General features: G+C 38.4%; 12 protein-coding genes. 4 read left to right on the top strand and 8 right to left on the bottom strand.

The annotated features are described in order from the left end of the window. The first annotated feature begins 56 nt into the window (after positions 1–56). Positions 57–4,073, top strand: a complete 4,017-nt coding sequence (locus O3746_RS08055) for a hypothetical protein (protein ID WP_049369859.1) — start codon at positions 57–59, stop codon at positions 4,071–4,073. A gap of 262 nt (positions 4,074–4,335) precedes the next feature. Here the strand turns inward: O3746_RS08055 and ygiD are convergent, their stop codons facing one another. Beyond that, complete coding sequence (ygiD, locus tag O3746_RS08050; RefSeq protein WP_371448539.1) at positions 4,336–5,121, bottom strand: 4,5-DOPA dioxygenase extradiol; 786 nt, start codon at positions 5,119–5,121, stop codon at positions 4,336–4,338. 316 nt (positions 5,122–5,437) lie between these two features. Here ygiD and O3746_RS08045 point away from each other — a divergent pair, with 316 nt between their 5' ends. Next, positions 5,438–5,806 (top strand): rhodanese-like domain-containing protein, encoded by a 369-nt coding sequence (locus O3746_RS08045; protein WP_049369932.1) that lies wholly within the window; start codon positions 5,438–5,440, stop codon positions 5,804–5,806. Positions 5,807–5,957: 151 nt separating this feature from the next. Here the strand turns inward: O3746_RS08045 and O3746_RS08040 are convergent, their stop codons facing one another. The 4 genes from O3746_RS08040 to O3746_RS08025 all read right to left on the bottom strand — a co-directional run bounded on the left by O3746_RS08040 (position 5,958) and on the right by O3746_RS08025 (position 9,647). Further along, positions 5,958–7,031, bottom strand: a complete 1,074-nt coding sequence (locus O3746_RS08040) for a T6SS immunity protein Tli4 family protein (RefSeq protein WP_371448537.1) — start codon at positions 7,029–7,031, stop codon at positions 5,958–5,960. A 244-nt stretch (positions 7,032–7,275) separates the two neighbouring features. After that, a complete protein-coding gene (locus tag O3746_RS08035; protein WP_371448534.1) occupies positions 7,276–8,070 on the bottom strand; it encodes a formate/nitrite transporter family protein in 795 nt (264 codons plus the stop codon). A 220-nt stretch (positions 8,071–8,290) separates the two neighbouring features. Continuing rightward, positions 8,291–8,881, bottom strand: a complete 591-nt coding sequence (locus O3746_RS08030; RefSeq protein WP_371448532.1) for a hypothetical protein — start codon at positions 8,879–8,881, stop codon at positions 8,291–8,293. A 298-nt stretch (positions 8,882–9,179) separates the two neighbouring features. After that, positions 9,180–9,647 carry a single-stranded DNA-binding protein gene (locus O3746_RS08025; RefSeq protein WP_049357843.1) on the bottom strand — a complete coding sequence of 156 codons (468 nt, stop codon included), beginning with the start codon at positions 9,645–9,647 and terminating at the stop codon, positions 9,180–9,182. Positions 9,648–9,809: 162 nt separating this feature from the next. On the opposite strand from O3746_RS08025, the gene uvrA reads away from it, so the two are divergent. After that, a complete protein-coding gene (uvrA, locus tag O3746_RS08020) occupies positions 9,810–12,641 on the top strand; it encodes an excinuclease ABC subunit UvrA (protein WP_371448529.1) in 2,832 nt (943 codons plus the stop codon). A 120-nt stretch (positions 12,642–12,761) separates the two neighbouring features. Here the strand turns inward: uvrA and O3746_RS08015 are convergent, their stop codons facing one another. From O3746_RS08015 to O3746_RS08005, 3 genes are all read right to left on the bottom strand, one after another. Further along, positions 12,762–13,835, bottom strand: a complete 1,074-nt coding sequence (locus O3746_RS08015; protein ID WP_371448527.1) for a Fic family protein — start codon at positions 13,833–13,835, stop codon at positions 12,762–12,764. A 243-nt stretch (positions 13,836–14,078) separates the two neighbouring features. After that, positions 14,079–15,605: a DHA2 family efflux MFS transporter permease subunit gene (locus O3746_RS08010; protein ID WP_371448525.1), complete on the bottom strand. Its 1,527-nt coding sequence runs from the start codon at positions 15,603–15,605 to the stop codon at positions 14,079–14,081. An 8-nt stretch (positions 15,606–15,613) separates the two neighbouring features. Beyond that, positions 15,614–16,783 carry an EmrA/EmrK family multidrug efflux transporter periplasmic adaptor subunit gene (locus O3746_RS08005; RefSeq protein WP_371448523.1) on the bottom strand — a complete coding sequence of 390 codons (1,170 nt, stop codon included), beginning with the start codon at positions 16,781–16,783 and terminating at the stop codon, positions 15,614–15,616. Between the two features lie 402 nt (positions 16,784–17,185). On the opposite strand from O3746_RS08005, the gene O3746_RS08000 reads away from it, so the two are divergent. Beyond that, positions 17,186–19,913 (top strand): ESPR-type extended signal peptide-containing protein (locus O3746_RS08000; RefSeq protein WP_371448521.1); only part of this gene is annotated, 2,728 nt, incomplete at its 3' end.

The raw sequence follows: 19,913 nt of genomic DNA, 5'->3' as shown, positions 1-19,913 counted from the left end.
AAATAATTAGAAGTGCTAGAATAAATCTTATATAAATATCAATTTATTTATGTCTTATGTCTAAAGAAATTTATCTTCCTCGAGTTCTACATGGTACTGATGGCAAAGAATTTAATGAATCTGAATTGCTTTCATTTAAGAATAAAGTGATTATTGTTCTAGCTGAGCCAGGAGCTGGTAAAAGTTGTTTATTGGATAGCTTGTCAGAGCAATTAGGTATCAGAAAAAGTGTTGCCAATATATTTATTCATTCGAATCCACAGCAATGTTCTTCGCTTGCTATTGATGGTTTTGATGAGTTAGTAAAAATTGATCCATCAACGGTAACACAAGCACTAATGATGGCCAGCAATACTTTGGCAAAAAGGATTATTTTATCTAGTCGTTCTAGTGAATGGTCTGAAAGTTATACACTACAGTGTAGAAATATTTTTAGTGAAGATCCTTTGTTGGTTTATTTGAAGCGATTTGATGAACAAGAACAAAAAATTCTCTTTTTACACTATTATCCAGAGCAAAATGTAGAAAAATTTTTAGAGGATGCAACTAACATTGAGTTAGCGTCTCTATTGTCTAATCCTTTATTTCTAAAATTATTTTCAAAATCTTATGTGGAAAATAATCAATATTTTGAAAATCGTCATTCTGCTTTTAAGTTGGCTATTGAAGGATTAGCAAAAGAAAATAATAGTGGTTATTCTTATGATAGAAATATATTACCAGCATCTAAAAAAATTGAATTAGTAGAAGATGTTTTTACTAAGCTGATGCTATCAGGTTCAGAAGGTGTGAGTTTAAGTGATTCTGCATCTAATCATTTCTACCCGCATATTGTTACTTTAAATTCAGATAAAAATATTAATCAAATTTTATCTACACAATTTTTTCTTCCTAGTGATGGAGTAGAACAACACAGGCCTGTTCATAGGATTGTTGCAGAATATTGTGCTGGTAATTATCTTGCTAAAAGATTGACCTCAATAGACAATCCATTATCACTGCTCAAAATCTTATCTATTATTGCTCCGAATAATATTGTACGTGATGAATTACGCGGTTTGTTCGCTTGGATGACTGTATTATCAGAAAATCAACGCATTCAGGAAGAGCTAATTGATTTAGATCCTTATGCTATTTTATCGAATGGAGACCCAGCTTTATTATTACCTTGCTCAAAGAAAAAACTACTATCCAAATTAAAAGTTTTAAATCAAGAAAATCCTTATTTTCGCCGTAGCGATAGATGGCGAAGTTTCAGTATCTCTGGATTTTTCACAGATGAATTGCTCGATGAACTGAAAAGTTTGTTATCTCCAGATAATTCTGATGGGGATTTACAAGGACTGTTATTAGAACTATTAATAGATTCTCCAATAGTTTCAAAACTAACTAATGAACTAAAAAGCATTGTTTGCAACATTAGCGTTGAATCTAGATATGAATATAACCGAAGATTGGCAGGAAAGTGTTTAGCAAAAATTAAAGACTCTAATTACCGAGAGATTTGGGAATATCTAATTGAAGCTAGAGATAATACCTCACTTGCTATCGTAGCGGATATGATGACCAAATCTAATGGTGAATTTGAAATAGATGATTATATTAAATTTTTAAGAATTTGCTCCGAGTTATATCCTACGGATTATCGTATTGAAAGCGTTATTGGTAAACGTTTCTTTATTAAGCGATTTATTCAAAAACTGAGTTTTGCTCTAGTTATACCATTGTTAAATGAGTTATCTGCTAATTTGTCTTGCTCTTGTCAAAGAAAGTATAATTGTCAATGCCGAGTTGGCATCAGTAAAATTATTAGTATGCTATTAGATCGCTATTTTGAGCTATCCCAAGAACCTTGGGATGCCGAAAAAATTTGGGGATGGCTAAAAAATACTTATTTTCAAAGAAAGATAGCAAAAGAAGAAAGTTTGTCAGTAAAGATTTTATCTGAAGATGATTTTTTAAGACAAAATATTATTAGAATTTCATTTAAAAACATATTTGATAATAAATCTATTCATGAAACTAAATTTTATATATTTGAAAAAGGCCATTCCGGCTTAAATTTCCAATTGCAAGATTACAAATGCATCATTGATTTAGCCTTTGATACTGATAATGTTGAATTATGGTCGAGCTTTATGGCTAGACATAATTTCTATGGTCACAAGGGAACCAATCTGTTGCGTCAACACATGCGCATGCAAGCATTTGAAAAGAATGCGTTTTTGCGTGTTTGGTATAGAAATAATATAGAAGATAAAAAGAGTTATAAACGTAATATTTATAGAGATAGTAGAAAAAAAGGACATAGAGAGCGTAATAAGAAACAACGAAATATTCGTTATAAAAATATTCAATATATTCAAAAAAATAGACAATTAATAGAAAGCGGGAAACACTGGAACTCTCTTTTACATTTTTCTAAAATTCTTTTACTCGAACCTAATAAAATTGTAGAAAATTTTGGAGATGAGCAACTGGTTAGGAATGCGCTCTATAACTGTTTAGATTATATACAGCCGAATATCCCAAGTTTATCTAAATTAGCAGAGTCACAATGCCAATCTCAATTTCTATATATTGAGTTCATTCTATATGCCTCTTGTTTAGAGATTTTAAAACGGGATGGAACATTAAATACTGTATCAGTCGAGGTATTAATTGCATTACGTACTAATTTATCTGCTTATTTTCCAGGAGTGAATTCTGATGATAGAGATCGACTAAAACAAGAAGTGGATAGATGTCTATTCTCTAACCCAGCCGATGCAGAAAAATTTTTACGTGAGTATATTGAGCCACAATTGGCTTGCTTGGAGTGTAAAAGTGCACAAGTAAATTGGCTAGCAGATGATGAAGCATTTAACTTTTTGCAAAATACTCTTCCTTTAGAGTGGTTGGAACATTTTCCCGATATGAATTTTTCAGCACAAAAGGAATTATTAAAGTTAGCTATTCAGTTTGGTAATCGCGAAAAACTTAAAGAGATCGTGCAGCAATACTGTGAAAACTTACTCAATATAAATCCTACCTTAGAAGAGGAAGATATTAAATTTAAAAGAAATTTTTGGTTTGCTCACGCTTTTTATCTATTAGATGAAAATTATGAGATTTTTTGGAAAGAGTTAATTAAGGATGTTAATAGTATCTTTATTTTAGAAGAGCATTTTGGCAGTTTTGGTGATTATACAAAATGGATAATGCTTTCGCCTGTCAAAATTGAATTAATTCTGAATGCTTTTATTAAAAAATGGGAAGAAGTGTATTTACCTAACTATTATGGCTCGGATAGCCCAGATTCAGAAAAAGCTTATCGTTTTTTAAGTGAACTAATTGATAAATTAGGAGATAGCTATCAAGATAATCCAATACCTGTTCTAGATCGCTTATTGAATAATAGTCAATATAGAAATTTTTATAATAGTTTAAAAAGTATTCGATTTAATTACTTATGTAAATTAGCAGTCCAAAATTTCCAAATGCCAACAGCGGATCAAGTGGCTAATTTTTTAGAGCGGAATGAAATAATTAGCGTTGAAAATTTACGCGCAGTTATATTGGAAGAATTACGAAATTATCAAAAAGATTTAGATGGACATGATATTACTACAAAATCAATCTTTTATCATGGAGAAATAAATATCCAGAATCGAGTTGATGAAAATACAGCAACACAGCGTATAGCAGAGCGTTTGAGATTACGGCTTGAAAATCAGCAAGTTAATATTATGCGTGAAGGCTATATGAAAGATAATAATCGATGTGATCTTGTTTTTTCTAAGCTGATTAACGGTAAAACAAAAATTCTACCTGTTGAAGTAAAAGGGCAATGGCATCTGAAACTTTATTCTGCATTCGATTCGCAGTTGGATCGTTTATATACTATTCACCCAAATGCCGATGGACAAGGTATTTATTTAGTATTATGGTTTGGTGCAAATGAAAAGGTAGCTAATCGGAGAACTCATGGAATAAATAATGCCAAAGAACTATATTTTGATCTTCAAAAGCACATGTCTGAAGAATTGAAAAAAAGGCTAGATGTTTTTGTTTTAGACTTATCAGTTGATTAAATAATATTCCTAGGGTATTTCTTGAAAGGCGGTCACAGTAATTAATATCCTAGACGCTCTTTTTCATTTCAAAGTGCGGCCAGATTTCAAAGCGTTTTTATAAATCGTCTTCAAAATCTGACCGCTTGTAAGCAGCCTATTTTTTGTAAAACCTCTGCTAATACATCTAATTTTACCGTATCCAAACCTGCTTCGTAACGGGCTTTTTGAAAAGCGCGTAAGGCTTCAAATTCACACGTAGGCTCGGTGATTTTTTTCCTTTTTATCCCACTAAAACCGACGTCATGCTGAGCGATCCGGCAATCAGATTATCGTTGAAAAACGTAATGTCGTCTTGCAGTTCACGTAATGCCATGATATACAGCAACGGCAAGTAATGATCGGGTGTTGGTACAGAAAGCTCAACCTTTTCACCTAGCTGATCATAGTGCACCAAGGTTTTATCATCTTGTGTCGCAATTGCTTGATTGATCGATTCACGGAAAGCAAACGCCCAGTCATACCCCGCGCCGATTTGATTGATATGTTCCCAGCTTATCGCTCTCAGATTATGCACAATATTGCCGCTGCCGATAATTAACACGCCTTGTTCACGCAAAGCAGCTAATTTTTTCGCCAAGTTGAAATGCCATTCTGCCGATTGCAAACGGTTAAGGCTAAGTTGCACCGCGGGAATATCGGCATCAGGATACAGATATTTCAACACCGCCCAAGCACCATGATCAAAACCACGCGTCGGGTTCAGCTCCACATTTTCCGACTGTAATAATGACCGCACTTGCTCCGCCAATTCTGGCGAACCGGGCGCGGGATATTGCACTTGGTTGAGTTCATCGGGGAAGTCGTAGAAATCGTAAATCATTTCAGGGTGTTCACCTGATGTTACCTGCAAACGGCTGCTGTACCAATGCGCTGAAATCATCAAAATAGCTTTTGGTTTGGCAAACTTTTGCGTAATTAGGCTGAAATTCTGGTTGAACGGATTTTCTTTATCTAACGCATTCATCGGGCTACCATGCCCAACAAACAATACAGGCATTTTTTTCATTATTTTCTCCTAATATTTTCTCCTAAATATTTGATGGAGCAGATTGTACGGTTAAATCTTTGTGTGAAAAATACCACTTTATGAACAACATCTTTTACTAATCAGAAATAATGAATGATAAGGTTTAGAGAGATTGATGTGTTAAATAAGGTAAATATTACAAAGTGCGGTTAAATTTTACGAAAATTTTACTTAAAATTTACTTCATTCACAGTTTATTATCTTTATATTTAGGCGTATGATGACTATCAGTTTTACATAACCCCTAAATTTATTTAGGTAAATATATTATTTCTATTTAATTGGAGATTGAATGATGAAAAAATTACTCACAATAGTACTTTCTGCGGCAGCGATTGCCGTACCTTTTTTTGCTTCTGCGAATACTGCGCCACAAACAGAACAAAGTGCAGTACAACCGGAAAAAGCAAAAGGCGTTTGGATTGATGTACGTTCAGCCGAGGAATTTAACGCAGGTCATTTACAAGATGCGGTGAATATTCCACACGATAAAATCGTTGAAGGCGTTAAAGCGATTGGCTCAGATAAAGATGCACCAATCAATCTTTATTGTCGTAGCGGTCGCCGTGCGGAAGCCGCACTCACTGAGTTGAAAAATGCCGGCTATACCAATGTAACCAACCACGGCGGTTATGAAGATTTGGTTAAAAAAGGTTTGAAATAAACAACATATATTTAAAGCAAAAATCCCCTAGAGCAGAGCAGTAGGGGATTTTTACTATAAAGAGCGGTCAAATTTTTAAGTGTTTTGCAAATCATCTTAAAAACTCGACCGCGTTTATTTTTACTTCAATTTAACTGCAGTAGTCCCTTATTTAAAGTCGTGTTTTCAATGTCGGTAATATTGCATCCCAAGCGGTTAAAGCTTCTTGCTCACTGAGTGGCGAACCCTTAGTATTTTTCTCATTGGCACCGAACGTCATCTTAAATCTCACACTGCCATCATCTTTTTCCCAGATAAATAGATATCGATTTCCCTGCCACTTAACCAGTTTTTCACTACCGGTCATGCCATTGATGTTGCGCTTTCCTTTGCGTATGGTGCTGTATTTCGCCCACGAGAGGAGTTTATCCAAAGCACTATCTTTAGCGAAAAGATCTCGTTCTAATAGTGATTTATCACCTTCCTCCAAAGATCCACCTGTCGTTAGCTCGGCATAAACGTCTTTATAGTCTTTGATTTTAATGCCCGCACTGCCAAAAAACGGCTCATTTCCCTTATCGGCAATAAATCCCTCTGTTAAACAGACACCTTGTTGCTGTGGCATTTCAGTATCTTTACGATCTCTCAGCTTGTCGAAAAAATCATTCCGTATATGCCCAATAGCTTCGTCAACTTTACTTTTTTCCAGCTGTTTCAGGTTTGGTGGCGCTTTGCCGTTAACAGGCATAATGCTTGAAAGGGTTTGAATGGAATAGGCATAATTCTTGCCTAACTTGAAATAGAAATTGACATAATAGATCATGCCTTTTAGGTGCTTTGACACCGAGTGTTCCCATGAACCAGGAGCCTGTGTGACCATCGCTATCGCTTTATTAGGAATAATTATGCGGTTTTCTATAAAACTCTCGCTTCCGTTATATCCTTTTTCTTTAACCTCTAATACGGATTCTACTTCCAGATTCCAATAATCTGGTCGCACAATTATCTGCCAACCATTGTATTTAAGCCAACCAGTCTCACTGATACGGTTAGATGGTAAGTTAATTTGGTAACGCCCGCTGCAAAATGGCTGCTCAGTCCAGTACGTAGCCGCTTTTTGAGCATAATTGTTCGCTGTATTTTCTACTGCTGAGTGGGTTTGGGCGTGTTGACTGCAAGAAGACAACATAACACTAGTTAAAATAGTGTTATAAAACATCAGTGTAGAAATTTTCATCTTCGGCATGTGATCTCTTCCTTACTGTAAATTTGAGAATGCTAAATAAAATGGAAATTCTGCTAATACTTTTCTTTCCATATTGATCTTAATAGATGAGTTTACATGCTTTAAGTGTAAAGTGCAACTCTTCACTATTCAAAACGGTATCGAGTTAATTAAGAGAGGATTCAATACATTTTAGAGAAAATAAAAGGCCTTTTGACATTTCAAAAGACCTTTTTCACATCAAAGAGCGGTCAGATTTTGTTTACTAAATACAATAATCTTCTTTTAATAAGTGACGATAGGCATAAAGATAAGATGCACCGACAAATGCTGCACCACCCGTGACATTGCCTAAAAAGACAGGAATCATATTGAAGAAGAATTGGCTCCAAGTCACATTAGCACCAGCAAAAATCCCGGCAGGAATTATAAACATATTGGCGACAAAGTGTTGTAATCCGATAAGCACAAAAATCATCACTGGGAACCATATGGCTAGGATACGACCAGAGGTTTGTTTGGCGCCGAAATAGAACCAAATACCCATGCAGACCATCCAGTTACAGGCAATAGCAGAAATAAAGGCACGACCAAAATCCATTTGCACTTTAGCCTCGGCGATAGCAATGGTTTTAGCAGAGGCTGCACCTTCAGATAAACCGACATAATGCCCTAAGAAATAGGCCATAAACAGCGCACCGAGCAGGTTGCCTAAACTCACTACAATCCAGTTACGAAATAATTTTTTAAGGCTTACTCGTTTTGTTAAACGGCCTAATGCCATCATCATCATATTTCCCGTGGCTAATTCACCACCACCGATTAGAATACAAATCAAACAAATAGGAAACACCGACGCACCAAGTAATGTTGATAGCCCACTCCACTCCGGAGGAATACCGCTCACTACTTTTAAATAGGCCATATAACCAAAACTCACATAGCCGCCACCTAAAAAACTTAAAATAGCCAGTGTTTTTAGGTGTCCTTGCGACTTAGCATAACTTTTATCAATAACATCTTGTAAGATTTCGTGGGGATAAAGATCGCGATGCTGCATAGTTGTACCTCTAGTGAAAATAAGATAGTAAAAATGTAGCAAAGCACATAGCAAAAACGAAAGAATTGTTAAATATATGTACTGATTTTTAGTTATAACGAAATTGAATAATAATCCGAACCTAAAATTAGGTGTCTAGGTTCTTTTTTGAGGAGCAAAGTGCGGTTGGTGGTGAAACAATGTCGCCCAAGTTAGAAACGGTATAAGGAAACATCGTCTGTTACATTTTTCTATAAATCAAAATCCGTGTAAATTCAGTCGGGTAGTCCAATCTGAATGTTGTACTGGATGAATGGTAGAGGCGAAACTCAACGGTAACGTTAGGGTATTTATCGATAGAAAATTCATAGGAAGTGAAAAAATATGTGGTTTCATCAAAAACTGTTCTCAATGTTTCTGATTTTTCCTCACTTTTTTTAAGATTCAGATGAAAGTATTTTGTCAATTCATCTTTGTTAAATAGGATATTTATTGAACCTTTGCTTTCATCCCAATAGAGATTAAGTTTCGTATTCTGTTTTAACTCTTTAGGTACAACCAAATGAACCTTTGATTTTTCCAAAGTGTAGCTTGTATAACCGTTTTTCATGTTTGTATGACTAAGAACCTTGATATTCCTACGTTTATATTGCAATGAATCAGGATCAACAGATTGTTTTTTCTCCATAATTTCAGATGCAATATCAATCATTTCTGCTAAATAGGCTTTTTCCAATTGGATTTCTGTTTGTGTCATGGAAAATATATTTTGCGAATAGAACAATAAAAAAATAACAGATAATTTCGAAAGAATTTGTTTAAAATTTTCCATATATTCTTACTCCTGAAAATGTTCAAAGGAAATAAAGCAAAGATACATCGTGTTCTTTTTTCTGGTTCTAGTAATGTTGCTTATCTAAGATATTTTCTCCTTGATATTTATACTATTTTCCAGTATTCAAATAAAGATATATTAGATTCGGATGCTGTGCAATAAATTGAGTATTTATTGTGTTTTAGTGCTTGAGCGAGATAAGGCGCACGAATAATTGATGTCAAAATGAGAGATAAAAAAGAGACCTTTCAATGAAAGGTCTCTCTTCGTATAGATAATCTTGTATTAATACAACTCAGAATGGAATGTTGTCATCAAATGCGTCCATTGGTGGCTCAGCTTGTGGCGCTGGCGCAGATTGTGCTGGACGAGATTGATAGCTTGGTTGTGGTGCTGATTGTGCAGGTGTATAACCGCCCATCTCTTGATTACGACCACCTAACATTTGTAAGTTATCACCTTGGATTTCAGTGGTGTAACGATCTTGGCCGTTGTTATCTTGCCATTTACGGGTTTTTAAACGACCTTCAACATAAACTTGTGAACCTTTGCGTAAGTATTGCCCCGCAATTTCCGCTAAACGACGATATAACACGATACGGTGCCATTCCGTCACTTCACGACGTTCGCCCGTGTTTTTATCTGTCCAGCTTTCACTTGTTGCCACGCTGATATTTGCTACCGCTTCGCCATTTGGCATCGTGCGGATTTCAGGATCATTACCTAAATTACCCACGATGATTACTTTATTAATACCTGCCATAGAATCCTCTATATTTTAGAAATAAGGTGAAAAATTTTGGCTATTTTGCCTTAAAAGAAACAAAAGATCCATAAAAATTAACTGGATATTTGCACAGATATTGAAATATGCGATAATGGTCGCAATTTTTGAATTTATTTTCTTAAGGCAATCGCTTTTTTTATGGATACTATCGACATTCGTGGGGCTAGAACCCACAACCTCAAAAACATCAATTTAACCATTCCGCGCGATAAATTAATTGTGATAACAGGCTTGTCTGGTTCGGGCAAATCTTCTTTAGCATTTGATACGCTTTATGCGGAAGGGCAGCGTCGTTATGTGGAATCGCTTTCTGCTTACGCGCGTCAATTCCTTTCTTTGATGGAAAAACCAGATGTGGATTCGATTGAGGGCTTGTCGCCGGCGATTTCTATTGAGCAAAAATCCACTTCTCATAATCCGCGTTCAACCGTGGGCACGATCACCGAAATTTACGATTATCTGCGTTTGCTGTTTGCTCGCGTAGGGGAGCCGCGTTGTCCTGATCATGATGTGCCATTAACGGCACAAACCATCAGTCAAATGGTGGATAAAGTTTTAAGTCTGCCTGAAGAAAGCAAAATGATGTTGCTTGCGCCTGTGGTGAAAAACCGTAAAGGTGAACATGTTAAGTTGTTAGATAGTTTAGCGGCACAAGGTTATATTCGTGCAAGAATTGATGGTGAAATCTGTGATTTATCTGATCCGCCAGAACTTGCTTTACAGAAAAAACATACCATTGAAGTGGTAGTGGACCGCTTTAAAGTGCGGTCAGATTTAGCTACACGTTTGGCTGAATCCTTTGAGACGGCTTTAGAGCTTTCTGGTGGTACAGCGGTTGTGGCAGATATGGATAATCCTAACGCTGAAGAATTGGTTTTCTCGGCAAACTTTGCTTGTCCACATTGTGGCTATTCTGTACCAGAATTAGAGCCTCGCTTATTTTCATTTAATAACCCAGCAGGGGCGTGTCCGACTTGTGATGGCTTAGGTGTTCAGCAGTTCTTCGATGAAAGCCGTGTGGTGCAAAATGAAAGCATTTCTCTCGCAGGCGGTGCGGTGAAAGGTTGGGATCGTCGTAATTTCTATTACTATCAAATGCTTACCTCGTTGGCGAAACACTACAAATTTGATATTGAAACGCCATACGAAGATTTGCCACAAAAAATTAAAGATATAGTGATGCACGGTTCAGGCAAGGAAGAAATTGAATTCCAATATATGAACGACCGTGGCGATGTGGTGATCCGCAAACATCCTTTTGAAGGGATTTTGAATAACATGGCGCGCCGTTATAAAGAAACGGAATCCATGTCTGTGCGCGAAGAGTTGGCGAAAAATATCAGTAACCGTCCTTGTGCAGATTGTGGTGGTTCACGTCTTCGCCCTGAAGCTCGAAACGTGTATATTGGCAGCATTAACTTACCGCAAATTTCAGAGAAAAGTATTGGTGAAAGCCTTGAGTTTTTCCAAGGGCTTACTTTAACTGGTCAAAAAGCACAAATTGCGGAAAAAATCCTGAAAGAGATCAAAGAGCGGTTGGAATTCTTAGTGAATGTGGGGTTGAATTATCTTTCCCTTTCTCGCTCAGCAGAAACCCTTTCGGGCGGTGAAGCACAACGTATTCGTCTTGCGAGTCAGATTGGTGCGGGCTTAGTAGGCGTCATGTATGTGTTGGATGAACCTTCTATTGGTTTGCATCAACGTGATAATGAACGTCTGTTAAATACGCTGATTCATCTGCGTAATTTGGGCAACACCGTAATTGTGGTGGAACATGATGAAGATGCCATTCGAGAAGCCGATCATATTATTGATATTGGTCCTGGAGCAGGTGTACACGGTGGCCAAGTGATTGCTCAGGGGACAGCCAAAGAAATTATGGCGAACCCAAATTCAATTACGGGTAAGTTCTTATCGGGTGAAGAAAAAATCGAAATTCCGAAAAAACGAACCGCACTTGATAAAAGCAAACTTCTAAAATTAAAAGGTGCGACAGGGAATAATCTGAAAGGTGTGAATTTAGAGATCCCAGTGGGCTTATTTACTTGTATTACGGGGGTATCAGGTTCAGGTAAATCAACGCTAATTAATGATACGTTATTCCCATTGGCTCAAAACGCCTTAAATCGTGCGGAAAAAACGGATTTTGCGCCTTATAAATCAATTGAAGGCTTGGAATATTTCGACAAGGTGATCGATATTAACCAGAGTCCAATTGGTCGTACACCGCGTTCTAACCCTGCAACTTACACCGGTTTATTCACGCCAATTCGTGAATTATTTGCGGGCGTACCAGAGGCGCGTGCGCGTGGTTATAATCCAGGACGCTTTAGCTTTAACGTACGCGGTGGTCGTTGTGAAGCATGTCAAGGTGATGGCGTACTAAAAGTAGAAATGCACTTCTTGCCGGATGTGTATGTGCCTTGTGATCAATGTAAAGGTAAACGCTATAACCGTGAAACCTTGGAGATCCGTTATAAAGGCAAAACTATTCACCAAGTGTTAGATATGACGGTGGAAGAAGCTCGTGAGTTTTTTGATGCGATCCCAATGATTGCACGTAAATTGCAAACCCTAATGGATGTAGGCTTATCTTATATTCGTTTAGGTCAGTCTTCTACCACGCTTTCAGGTGGTGAGGCACAACGTGTTAAGTTAGCAACTGAGCTTTCAAAACGCGATACCGGTAAAACCCTTTATATTTTGGATGAACCCACAACTGGTCTGCATTTTGCCGATATTAAACAACTTCTCGAGGTGTTACATCGCTTGCGCGATCAAGGCAATACTATCGTGGTGATCGAACACAACTTAGATGTGATCAAAACCGCAGACTGGATTGTGGATCTTGGTCCAGAAGGGGGCAGTGGCGGTGGTCAAATCATCGCGACAGGCACCCCAGAAGAGGTCGCCAAAGTCAAAGGTTCGCACACCGCGAGATTCCTAAAAGACATTTTGGCAAAAGGCTAGAAAAATCAACCGCACTTTTGAAGATCATCAAAGTGCGGTTATTTACTAGAATTGTATTACAACATTGGATATTTTTACTATCTGATTGGATATAGCTAATGTTGAGAATTCTGATAATCTCTATTGCTCCATCAATAACTCATACAATGCTACATTAATATAAAAATTTTCTTTTCCAATTTTTTCCTTCTTCAAAATACCGATCCTGACCAATGCTTCTAAACGAGTTCTTGCTGTATTACGATGAATTTGGCAGTCTCGTACGACGAAATCAATTTTCGTATAAGGGTGTTTATATAGATTGTTAATCAGTTCATGGCTGTAAATCTGCGGTAACTCACTGCGGATGAGCTGTTTGTGATTTTGCATTAAAGCTTTAATTCCATTGATTAAAGTAACCGTTCGTTTTGCGGTTTCTGTAATGCCTTCTAGTATAAATATCAACCATGATTCCCAATTTTGGCTATCACGGACAGACTGCAATAACAGGTAGTATTTTGCTTTATTTCGATTGATATATCGGGAAAGATACAGAATTGGAGTATCGAGTAAATCTTGTTGAATCAGATATAGAATATTCAATATTCGTCCAGTCCGACCGTTGCCATCATAAAACGGGTGAATACTTTCAAATTGATGATGAATCAGTGCCATTTTTACCAAGGGATCGTAATCAAGTTGTGCCGAGTCGTTGATAAATCTTTCTAAATCAGACATATATTTTTCAATATCAGTAGGATTTTGCGGTGGCATATAAACAATTTCTTTTGTCGTTTGATTTACCAGCCCCGTTCCTTGCTGCCTTCTAAAACCCGCATTGTTTCCTTCCAATGCAGCCTGAATTTTTTTAATTAGATTGAGTGTGATTAATTTATCGGAACGGACGGAGTCAAAGCCTAATGACATGGCTTGCGCGTAGTAGTGAACTTCTTTTGCAGCTACGGTAGTGAATTGGTGTGTATTGATATTGCTTTGATATAAATCATCTTGCGTGGTAATGATATTTTCAATCTCCGAACTTTCTTTCGCCTCCTGCAAGGGTAATGTCCCTAGCAGAATATTTTGATTCGGCATTGTCTGTACCACGCCTTTTAACTCACCTAATGCCTGATGAGCAGCACTGCAAGCTTTCAATACCGCTTTACTTTCTATCTCGCCCAAGGCAAATAAATCTGGAATTTGATAGTTGTTCATTATGACTTCCTTCATGCATAAAAAGGTGTGGTTTCTTGTGCACGTTTACATAACATGCACAATATTTAGAATATTTTGTGCATATTAGTACAATGCACATAAATTTTCTATTTTTTTGTGCATGTTTCTGGTTCTAAAGCAGAAGATATAATATTTGGCTAAATCTCCCAGTTTTTCAATTGTCTCAAATAACAAATTCTTGTCGTTTCAGATAGAAAAGTGCGGTTATTTTTTGGGATGTTTTTAACGTTTGCTGCTGAACGGTGGTTTGGCAAACCAAATGAGAACAACTAAGGAAATAAATGTTATCGCAGAAACTAAGAAGATTTCATTGGCACCAATAATAAAGCCTTGAGCGGTGATTTGTCTGGCAATATATGATGCCGTTTGTTCTTCACTTAAACCAAAACTCCCCATAGTTTGGAAGAATTGTTGGGAAATCGGATTATATGGATTAATGACTTCTGTGAGTTGCGTGTGATGCACGGCTTCGCGGTTATACCAAATAAAAGTAGTAAGTGATGTGCCTATTGAGCCGGCAAGGGTTCGAAGGAAATTAAATAAGCTCGACGCCGAAGCCATTTTTTCAGGTGGTAAACCTGAAAGGGTAATGGTTGTCAGCGGCATAAAGAAACAAGCAACGGCTAAGCCTTGCACAAATTGCGGTAATGCCACATCCATAAACGTCATTTCAGGTTCAAAGGTCACAGCTCGCCAATAAAAGGTGAGTGCATAAACCATAAAACTGACGGTAATTAAAATCCGCATATCAATTTTATTACCGAATTTCCCGATAATCGGCGCAAGTAGAATCGGCAATAATCCAACTGGTGCAGCCGCAAGCCCCGCCCATGTTGCTGTATAGTTGTAAACCTGTTGGAGCAGAAGCGGGATAAGCACGACCGTCCCTGAATACACCAAGAAAGCAAGGCTGGTTGAAACACAACCTACGGTGAAATTTCGAGATTTGAATAAGGAGACATCCACAACGGGATTATCGTCCGTGAGTTCCCAAATGATGAGGGCGATTAAACCTACTGCAGCGATAATAGTAAGCACCACAATTTCAGTGGAATTAAACCAGTCTAGCTCGCGCCCTTGATCCAGCATTAATTGCAACGCACCCACACCGAGTGCTAACAAAATCAGTCCAATAGTATTAATAGGTTGATGAGAAATTCTGCTTTCTCGGCCTTCTAAAATTTTCCAACTGATTAAGACAACGGCAAGCCCGATCGGAACGTTGATAAAGAAAATCCAACCCCAGTGAATATTATCGCTGATCCAACCGCCTAAAATAGGCCCACAAATCGGGGCGACGACGATTGTCATTGACCAAAAGGCCAATGCCATTCCGCGTTTTTCAGGCGGGTAGTTATTCAATAATAAGCTTTGAGAAAGGGGAATGATGGGGCCAGCAACTGCACCTTGAAGGACACGAAAAACGATCAACATTTCCAAGCTATTTGCAATACCACAAAGCCAAGAGGCTAGCACGAATAGTAGCGTTGCGATTAAAAATAATCGCACTTCACCAAAACGTTTTGCCAGCCAGCCTGTAATCGGGATCGAAATCGCATTTGCCACACCGAACGAGGTAATTACCCACGTTCCTTGGCTAGACGAGGCACCCAAATCACCTGCAATGGTTGGAATAGCTACGTTGGCGATGGTGGAGTCTAGCACGAGCATAAAGGTGGCTAATGAAAGCACCAATGTGAGCATCGCTAACGCACCGCCTTGTAGCGGCTTGAAATGAGATTGCGGCATAACGAAACCTAATAGCTATTGTCGCGAATAATAGATTCGATCAAATTATTGACCGCACTTTCATCATATTGCAGCACATTCGTGGAATAAAGCGTTGTGGTTGGTGCTTGGTTACGCAAGGTTTCGCCTTGGCTATCACTCACATCCACTTTCACGGTGGCAGAAAGTCCAATACGTAATGGGTTTTCAGCCAGTTGTTGAGGATCTAATTGAATACGCACAGGCACGCGTTGCACCACTTTGATCCAGTTACCGGTCGCATTTTGAGTAGGCAATAATGAGAATGCACTGCCTGTACCCATTTCAATTCCGACAACTTTACCATCAAAGGTTTTATCTTTTCCGTAGAGATCGAAGTGAATTTTAACCGGTTGACCAATTCGCATATGGGTTAATTGTGTTTCTTTGAAGTTGGCGTCTAACCACATTTGATCGGTGGTAACCACTGCCATTAAAGCGCCACCAACAGAAACTGCTTGTCCTACTTGCGCATTGCGACGAGCCACATAGCCTTTAATTGGACTGCGGATTTTTGTGCGTTCTAAATTCAACCAAGCTTGTTTAAAATTACTGACCGCACTTTGAATTTGCGGCTGTTCACTTAAAGGCCCGTCTAACAATAAGGCTTGATTTGCCTCAAGTTGGTTTTGTGAAGTCGTTAAGTTTGCTTTGGCGAGTTCAACCGCTTCTTTCGCGTGTTGGAATGATTCTTTATCTATTGCGCCATCTTTGACTAATTGCACACGACGGTTCAAGTTTCCTTGTGCTTGAGCAAGGGTAATTTCATTTGCACGAACGGCTGATTTTAATTGTTTTACGGTGTAATTCAGTTGCGAAACTTGGCGAACTGCATTGGCTAAATTGCTTTTAGCTTGCTCAAAACTCAATTTGGCATTGGTGTCATCCAATTCTAATAACACATCACCCGCTTGTACGGGATCCATATTATCGACATTAATTTTCGAAATATTCCCCGCGACTTGTGCCGATACCATCACCTGATTGCCGCTGACATAGGCATCTTCCGTTTCTTCAAAGCCTTTAATAAAGAAATACCAATAAGCCGCCGAACCGATTGCAATCAGAAGAAGCAAAAGAATAAAAATAGAAAGCCCTTTTTTACGTTGTTGAGATTTATCATTTGAGGACGTTTGTGTATCTGTTTGTTGATCGGACATAATGTGCGCCTTATCTAAAAATGCTGAAGTAACAAGGCTTCAGTTTATAAATATGAATATTTGTTCATTATGACTGTGAATGAGAATTAATTCAAGAATGACCGCACTTGTTTAGATAAAAGTGCGGCCAATTTCAATGACGTTTTTTCATAACAAACAGGTGTCGGCTTTGCTAAAGCAGAGAGTGGGATTTTATTATAGTATTTGGATATAAAAGCAAAATTAATATGTGTTTGTTTTTTTAGGATAATTTATTTACGTACTTTTACATAAATTATATTGAAAATGCCTAGATTTTATTATGCGGGTGTTAGATAATGGAGATTTGTCTCTGCTTGGGCATTTTGAGGCTGGCTCATTGTTTTATATAAGTTAAATTTATACAAAGGAGTTTCATTCTTTATGAATAAGATTTTTAAAGTAATTTGGAATCGTACTACACAATCGTTGGTAGTAACGTCCGAATTAGCGAAAGGCGCGGCTAAGGCGTCATGTGAGAATAAGGCTGTAGAAAGTAAAGCCTCATTTGGAAGAGTGTTTAAATTATCAACTCTAGTGCTCGCCTTAACTGGTGTCGTTAACTATGCAAATGCAGCCTACCAGATGAATGGTTTGGTAAATAGTGGTGATAGTATTGCAATTAGTGGAAATACAGGCAAAAAAGCCGATGCACGAGGGATTGGACCACGTACCGATACAGGGAATATTGCTATTGGTACAGATTCAGCTGCCCAAGGTGGTAATTCTGTAGCAATCGGGTATGAATCTAAAACGAGAGGTAATGGCGGCACAGCTGTTGGTCAAGGTGCTAAAGCTGGTGTTTCAAAAGATGATGGCTCAGCATCTTCAGCTTTTGGTTATTATGCAAATGCTGCAGCAAGTGGCTCAACCGCATTAGGCTTTCGAACTGTTGCTTCTACTCAACAGGCTACAGCAGTTGGTTATCAAGCAGCAGCCTCTGGCCAAGGTGCAACTGCTTTGGGGTCTAATGCAATTGCTTCTAATCAAAGTACAATCGCTATTTCTGCAGGTCCTAATACCACAACTGCAAGTGGAGTTGGTTCTATCGCGATTGGTACGAATGTAACTTCGAATGGAACTGGAAATATTGCAACTGGTGCAGGTGCTAATGCAACTGGAAATGGTGCTATTGCAACTGGTTCAGCTTCAGTCGCAAATGGAAATAATGCATTAGCAGTTGGAACGAATACAAATGCAACAGGTGCTAAGGCTATTGCAATTGGTTCAGATTCTAAGGCATTAAAAAATTCTAGCTTAGCTATCGGTGATGCAGCTAATGCGAAGAATGCTAATGATGTTGCTTTAGGTGCAGGTTCAGTCACTGGAAATCGTAATGCATTAACTTCAATTACAATTAATGGAAATGAAGTTGGTAATAATGGTCAAGAGAGTGGAACGTCTGTTCTCGCGGTCGGTAATAGTACCTCTGCTAGACAGGTTCAATATGTTTCAGCAGGCTTAATTAGCGCAACTTCTACCGATGCGATTAATGGTTCACAGCTTTACAACGTGATTACAGTCGTAAATTCAACAGCAAGTACGGCGACAGCCGCTAAAACGACTGCAGATAATGCACAAACTACCGCAGATAATGCTCAGACTACAGCAACATCCGCTAAAACGACAGCAGATCGTGCACAAACTACAGCAACAGCGGCAAACACTACCGCAAACAATGCATTGGCTTTAGCTAAGGAGGCATCATCTACCTATTTCCATGTAAATAATGGAGTTGATGATATAGATAAACAGCCTTCAGCTGAGAGTTTAAGGACTAATGAAGGCCCAGTTAGTTCATATGCTGGTGCGCAAGGCACATTTTCTGTTACAGCTGGTGTGCAGGCAACAACAACCTCTGCTGGAGCTGATTCGGTTGTTATGGGGCATGTGGCTTCATCAGCATCTCCATCTGCAGTTGTAATTGGTTCATATAGCTCAGTCCAAGCTGATGCGGCAAATGCAATAGTAATTGGTTCAGATAGCTCAGTCCAAGCTAATGCGGCAAATGCAATAGTAATTGGTAGAAACTCAAGCGTGAAAGCTAATGCCAAAAATGCAACTGTATTAGGTTCTAACTCTGTCGCGCAAGAAAATTCAGTGAATGCGACTGTAGTGGGACAATTCTCTGCAGCGGGTAAAGATTCTGTGAATGCAACCGTTGTAGGTTCAAGAAGTTATGTTCGTCCAAATACAAATGATGGTACAGCATTAGGTCATTACGCTGGTGTGGATAACAGCACAACAAATGGTACATCAGTTGGTGCTCGCACTTGGGTTGGTGAAAATGTAAACAATGGTACCGCATTAGGGGTGTATAACCTTGTTGGTAATAACACCCAAAATACTATTGCTGTAGGTGTTGCAAATAACGTAAAAGATGGCGTTAAAAATAACACGATTATTGGACACGGTAATACTATTGCATCAAATGGTACAACCGTATTGGGTAATAACTTAAATATCGCTGCAGGTTTAGATGAAGCAGTGGTTTTAGGTAATCATTCAACTACGACAGGTTCTCATCCTATTGCAAATGTAACTGAAGCAACTGTGGGTAATTTAACCTATAGTGGCTTCAAAGGAACAGTTGCGGGCGCAGGCAGTTTCGTAAGCGTTGGAGCAACAGGTAATGAGCGCAAATTGATCAATGTTGCAGCAGGTAATATTTCTGCAACTTCAACAGAAGCGATCAATGGTTCACAACTTTATGCAGTAACTTCACAATTAGATAAAACAAACGAAACAGCGAAAACAGCAGCTTCAAGTGCAAGCAGTGCGGTTTCTTTAGCCTCTACAGCAGCTTCAGCAGCAACATCAGCTGCGGAAGTGGTTAATAACAACTTAAATAAAATTGAAAGTGCGGCATCTGCAGCTGCAAGCTCTGCTACAGCAGCAGATAAATCTGCGCAATCTTCAGCATCTTCTGCAACAGAAGCGGATAAATCAGCGAAATCTGCAGCAAGCTCAGCAACTGAAGCAGACAAGTCTGCTAAATCTTCAGCATCTTCTGCAACAGAAGCAGATAAATCAGCGAAGTCTTCCGCAAGCTCTGCAGTAGAAGCAGATAAATCAGCGAAGTCATCAGCATCTTCTGCAACTGAAGCAGACA

This window comes from Haemophilus sp. 27098_8_127 (genome assembly GCF_041433495.1).
GTDB lineage: Bacteria > Pseudomonadota > Gammaproteobacteria > Enterobacterales > Pasteurellaceae > Haemophilus_D.
Note: the sequence above shows the minus strand (reverse complement) of the source record. Positions and strands in the feature narration are given on the sequence as shown.

Excerpts from the sequence above, each read along its gene's own strand:
- O3746_RS08055 (WP_049369859.1), top strand. The coding sequence starts at position 57 with ATGTCTAAAGAAATTTATCTTCCTCGAGTTCTACATGGTACTGATGGC.
- ygiD (WP_371448539.1), bottom strand. The coding sequence starts at position 5,121 with ATGAAAAAAATGCCTGTATTGTTTGTTGGGCATGGTAGCCCGATGAAT.
- O3746_RS08045 (WP_049369932.1), top strand. The coding sequence starts at position 5,438 with ATGAAAAAATTACTCACAATAGTACTTTCTGCGGCAGCGATTGCCGTA.
- O3746_RS08040 (WP_371448537.1), bottom strand. The coding sequence starts at position 7,031 with ATGCCGAAGATGAAAATTTCTACACTGATGTTTTATAACACTATTTTA.
- O3746_RS08035 (WP_371448534.1), bottom strand. The coding sequence starts at position 8,070 with ATGCAGCATCGCGATCTTTATCCCCACGAAATCTTACAAGATGTTATT.
- O3746_RS08030 (WP_371448532.1), bottom strand. The coding sequence starts at position 8,881 with ATGGAAAATTTTAAACAAATTCTTTCGAAATTATCTGTTATTTTTTTA.
- O3746_RS08025 (WP_049357843.1), bottom strand. The coding sequence starts at position 9,647 with ATGGCAGGTATTAATAAAGTAATCATCGTGGGTAATTTAGGTAATGAT.
- uvrA (WP_371448529.1), top strand. The coding sequence starts at position 9,810 with ATGGATACTATCGACATTCGTGGGGCTAGAACCCACAACCTCAAAAAC.
- O3746_RS08015 (WP_371448527.1), bottom strand. The coding sequence starts at position 13,835 with ATGAACAACTATCAAATTCCAGATTTATTTGCCTTGGGCGAGATAGAA.
- O3746_RS08010 (WP_371448525.1), bottom strand. The coding sequence starts at position 15,605 with ATGCCGCAATCTCATTTCAAGCCGCTACAAGGCGGTGCGTTAGCGATG.
- O3746_RS08005 (WP_371448523.1), bottom strand. The coding sequence starts at position 16,783 with ATGTCCGATCAACAAACAGATACACAAACGTCCTCAAATGATAAATCT.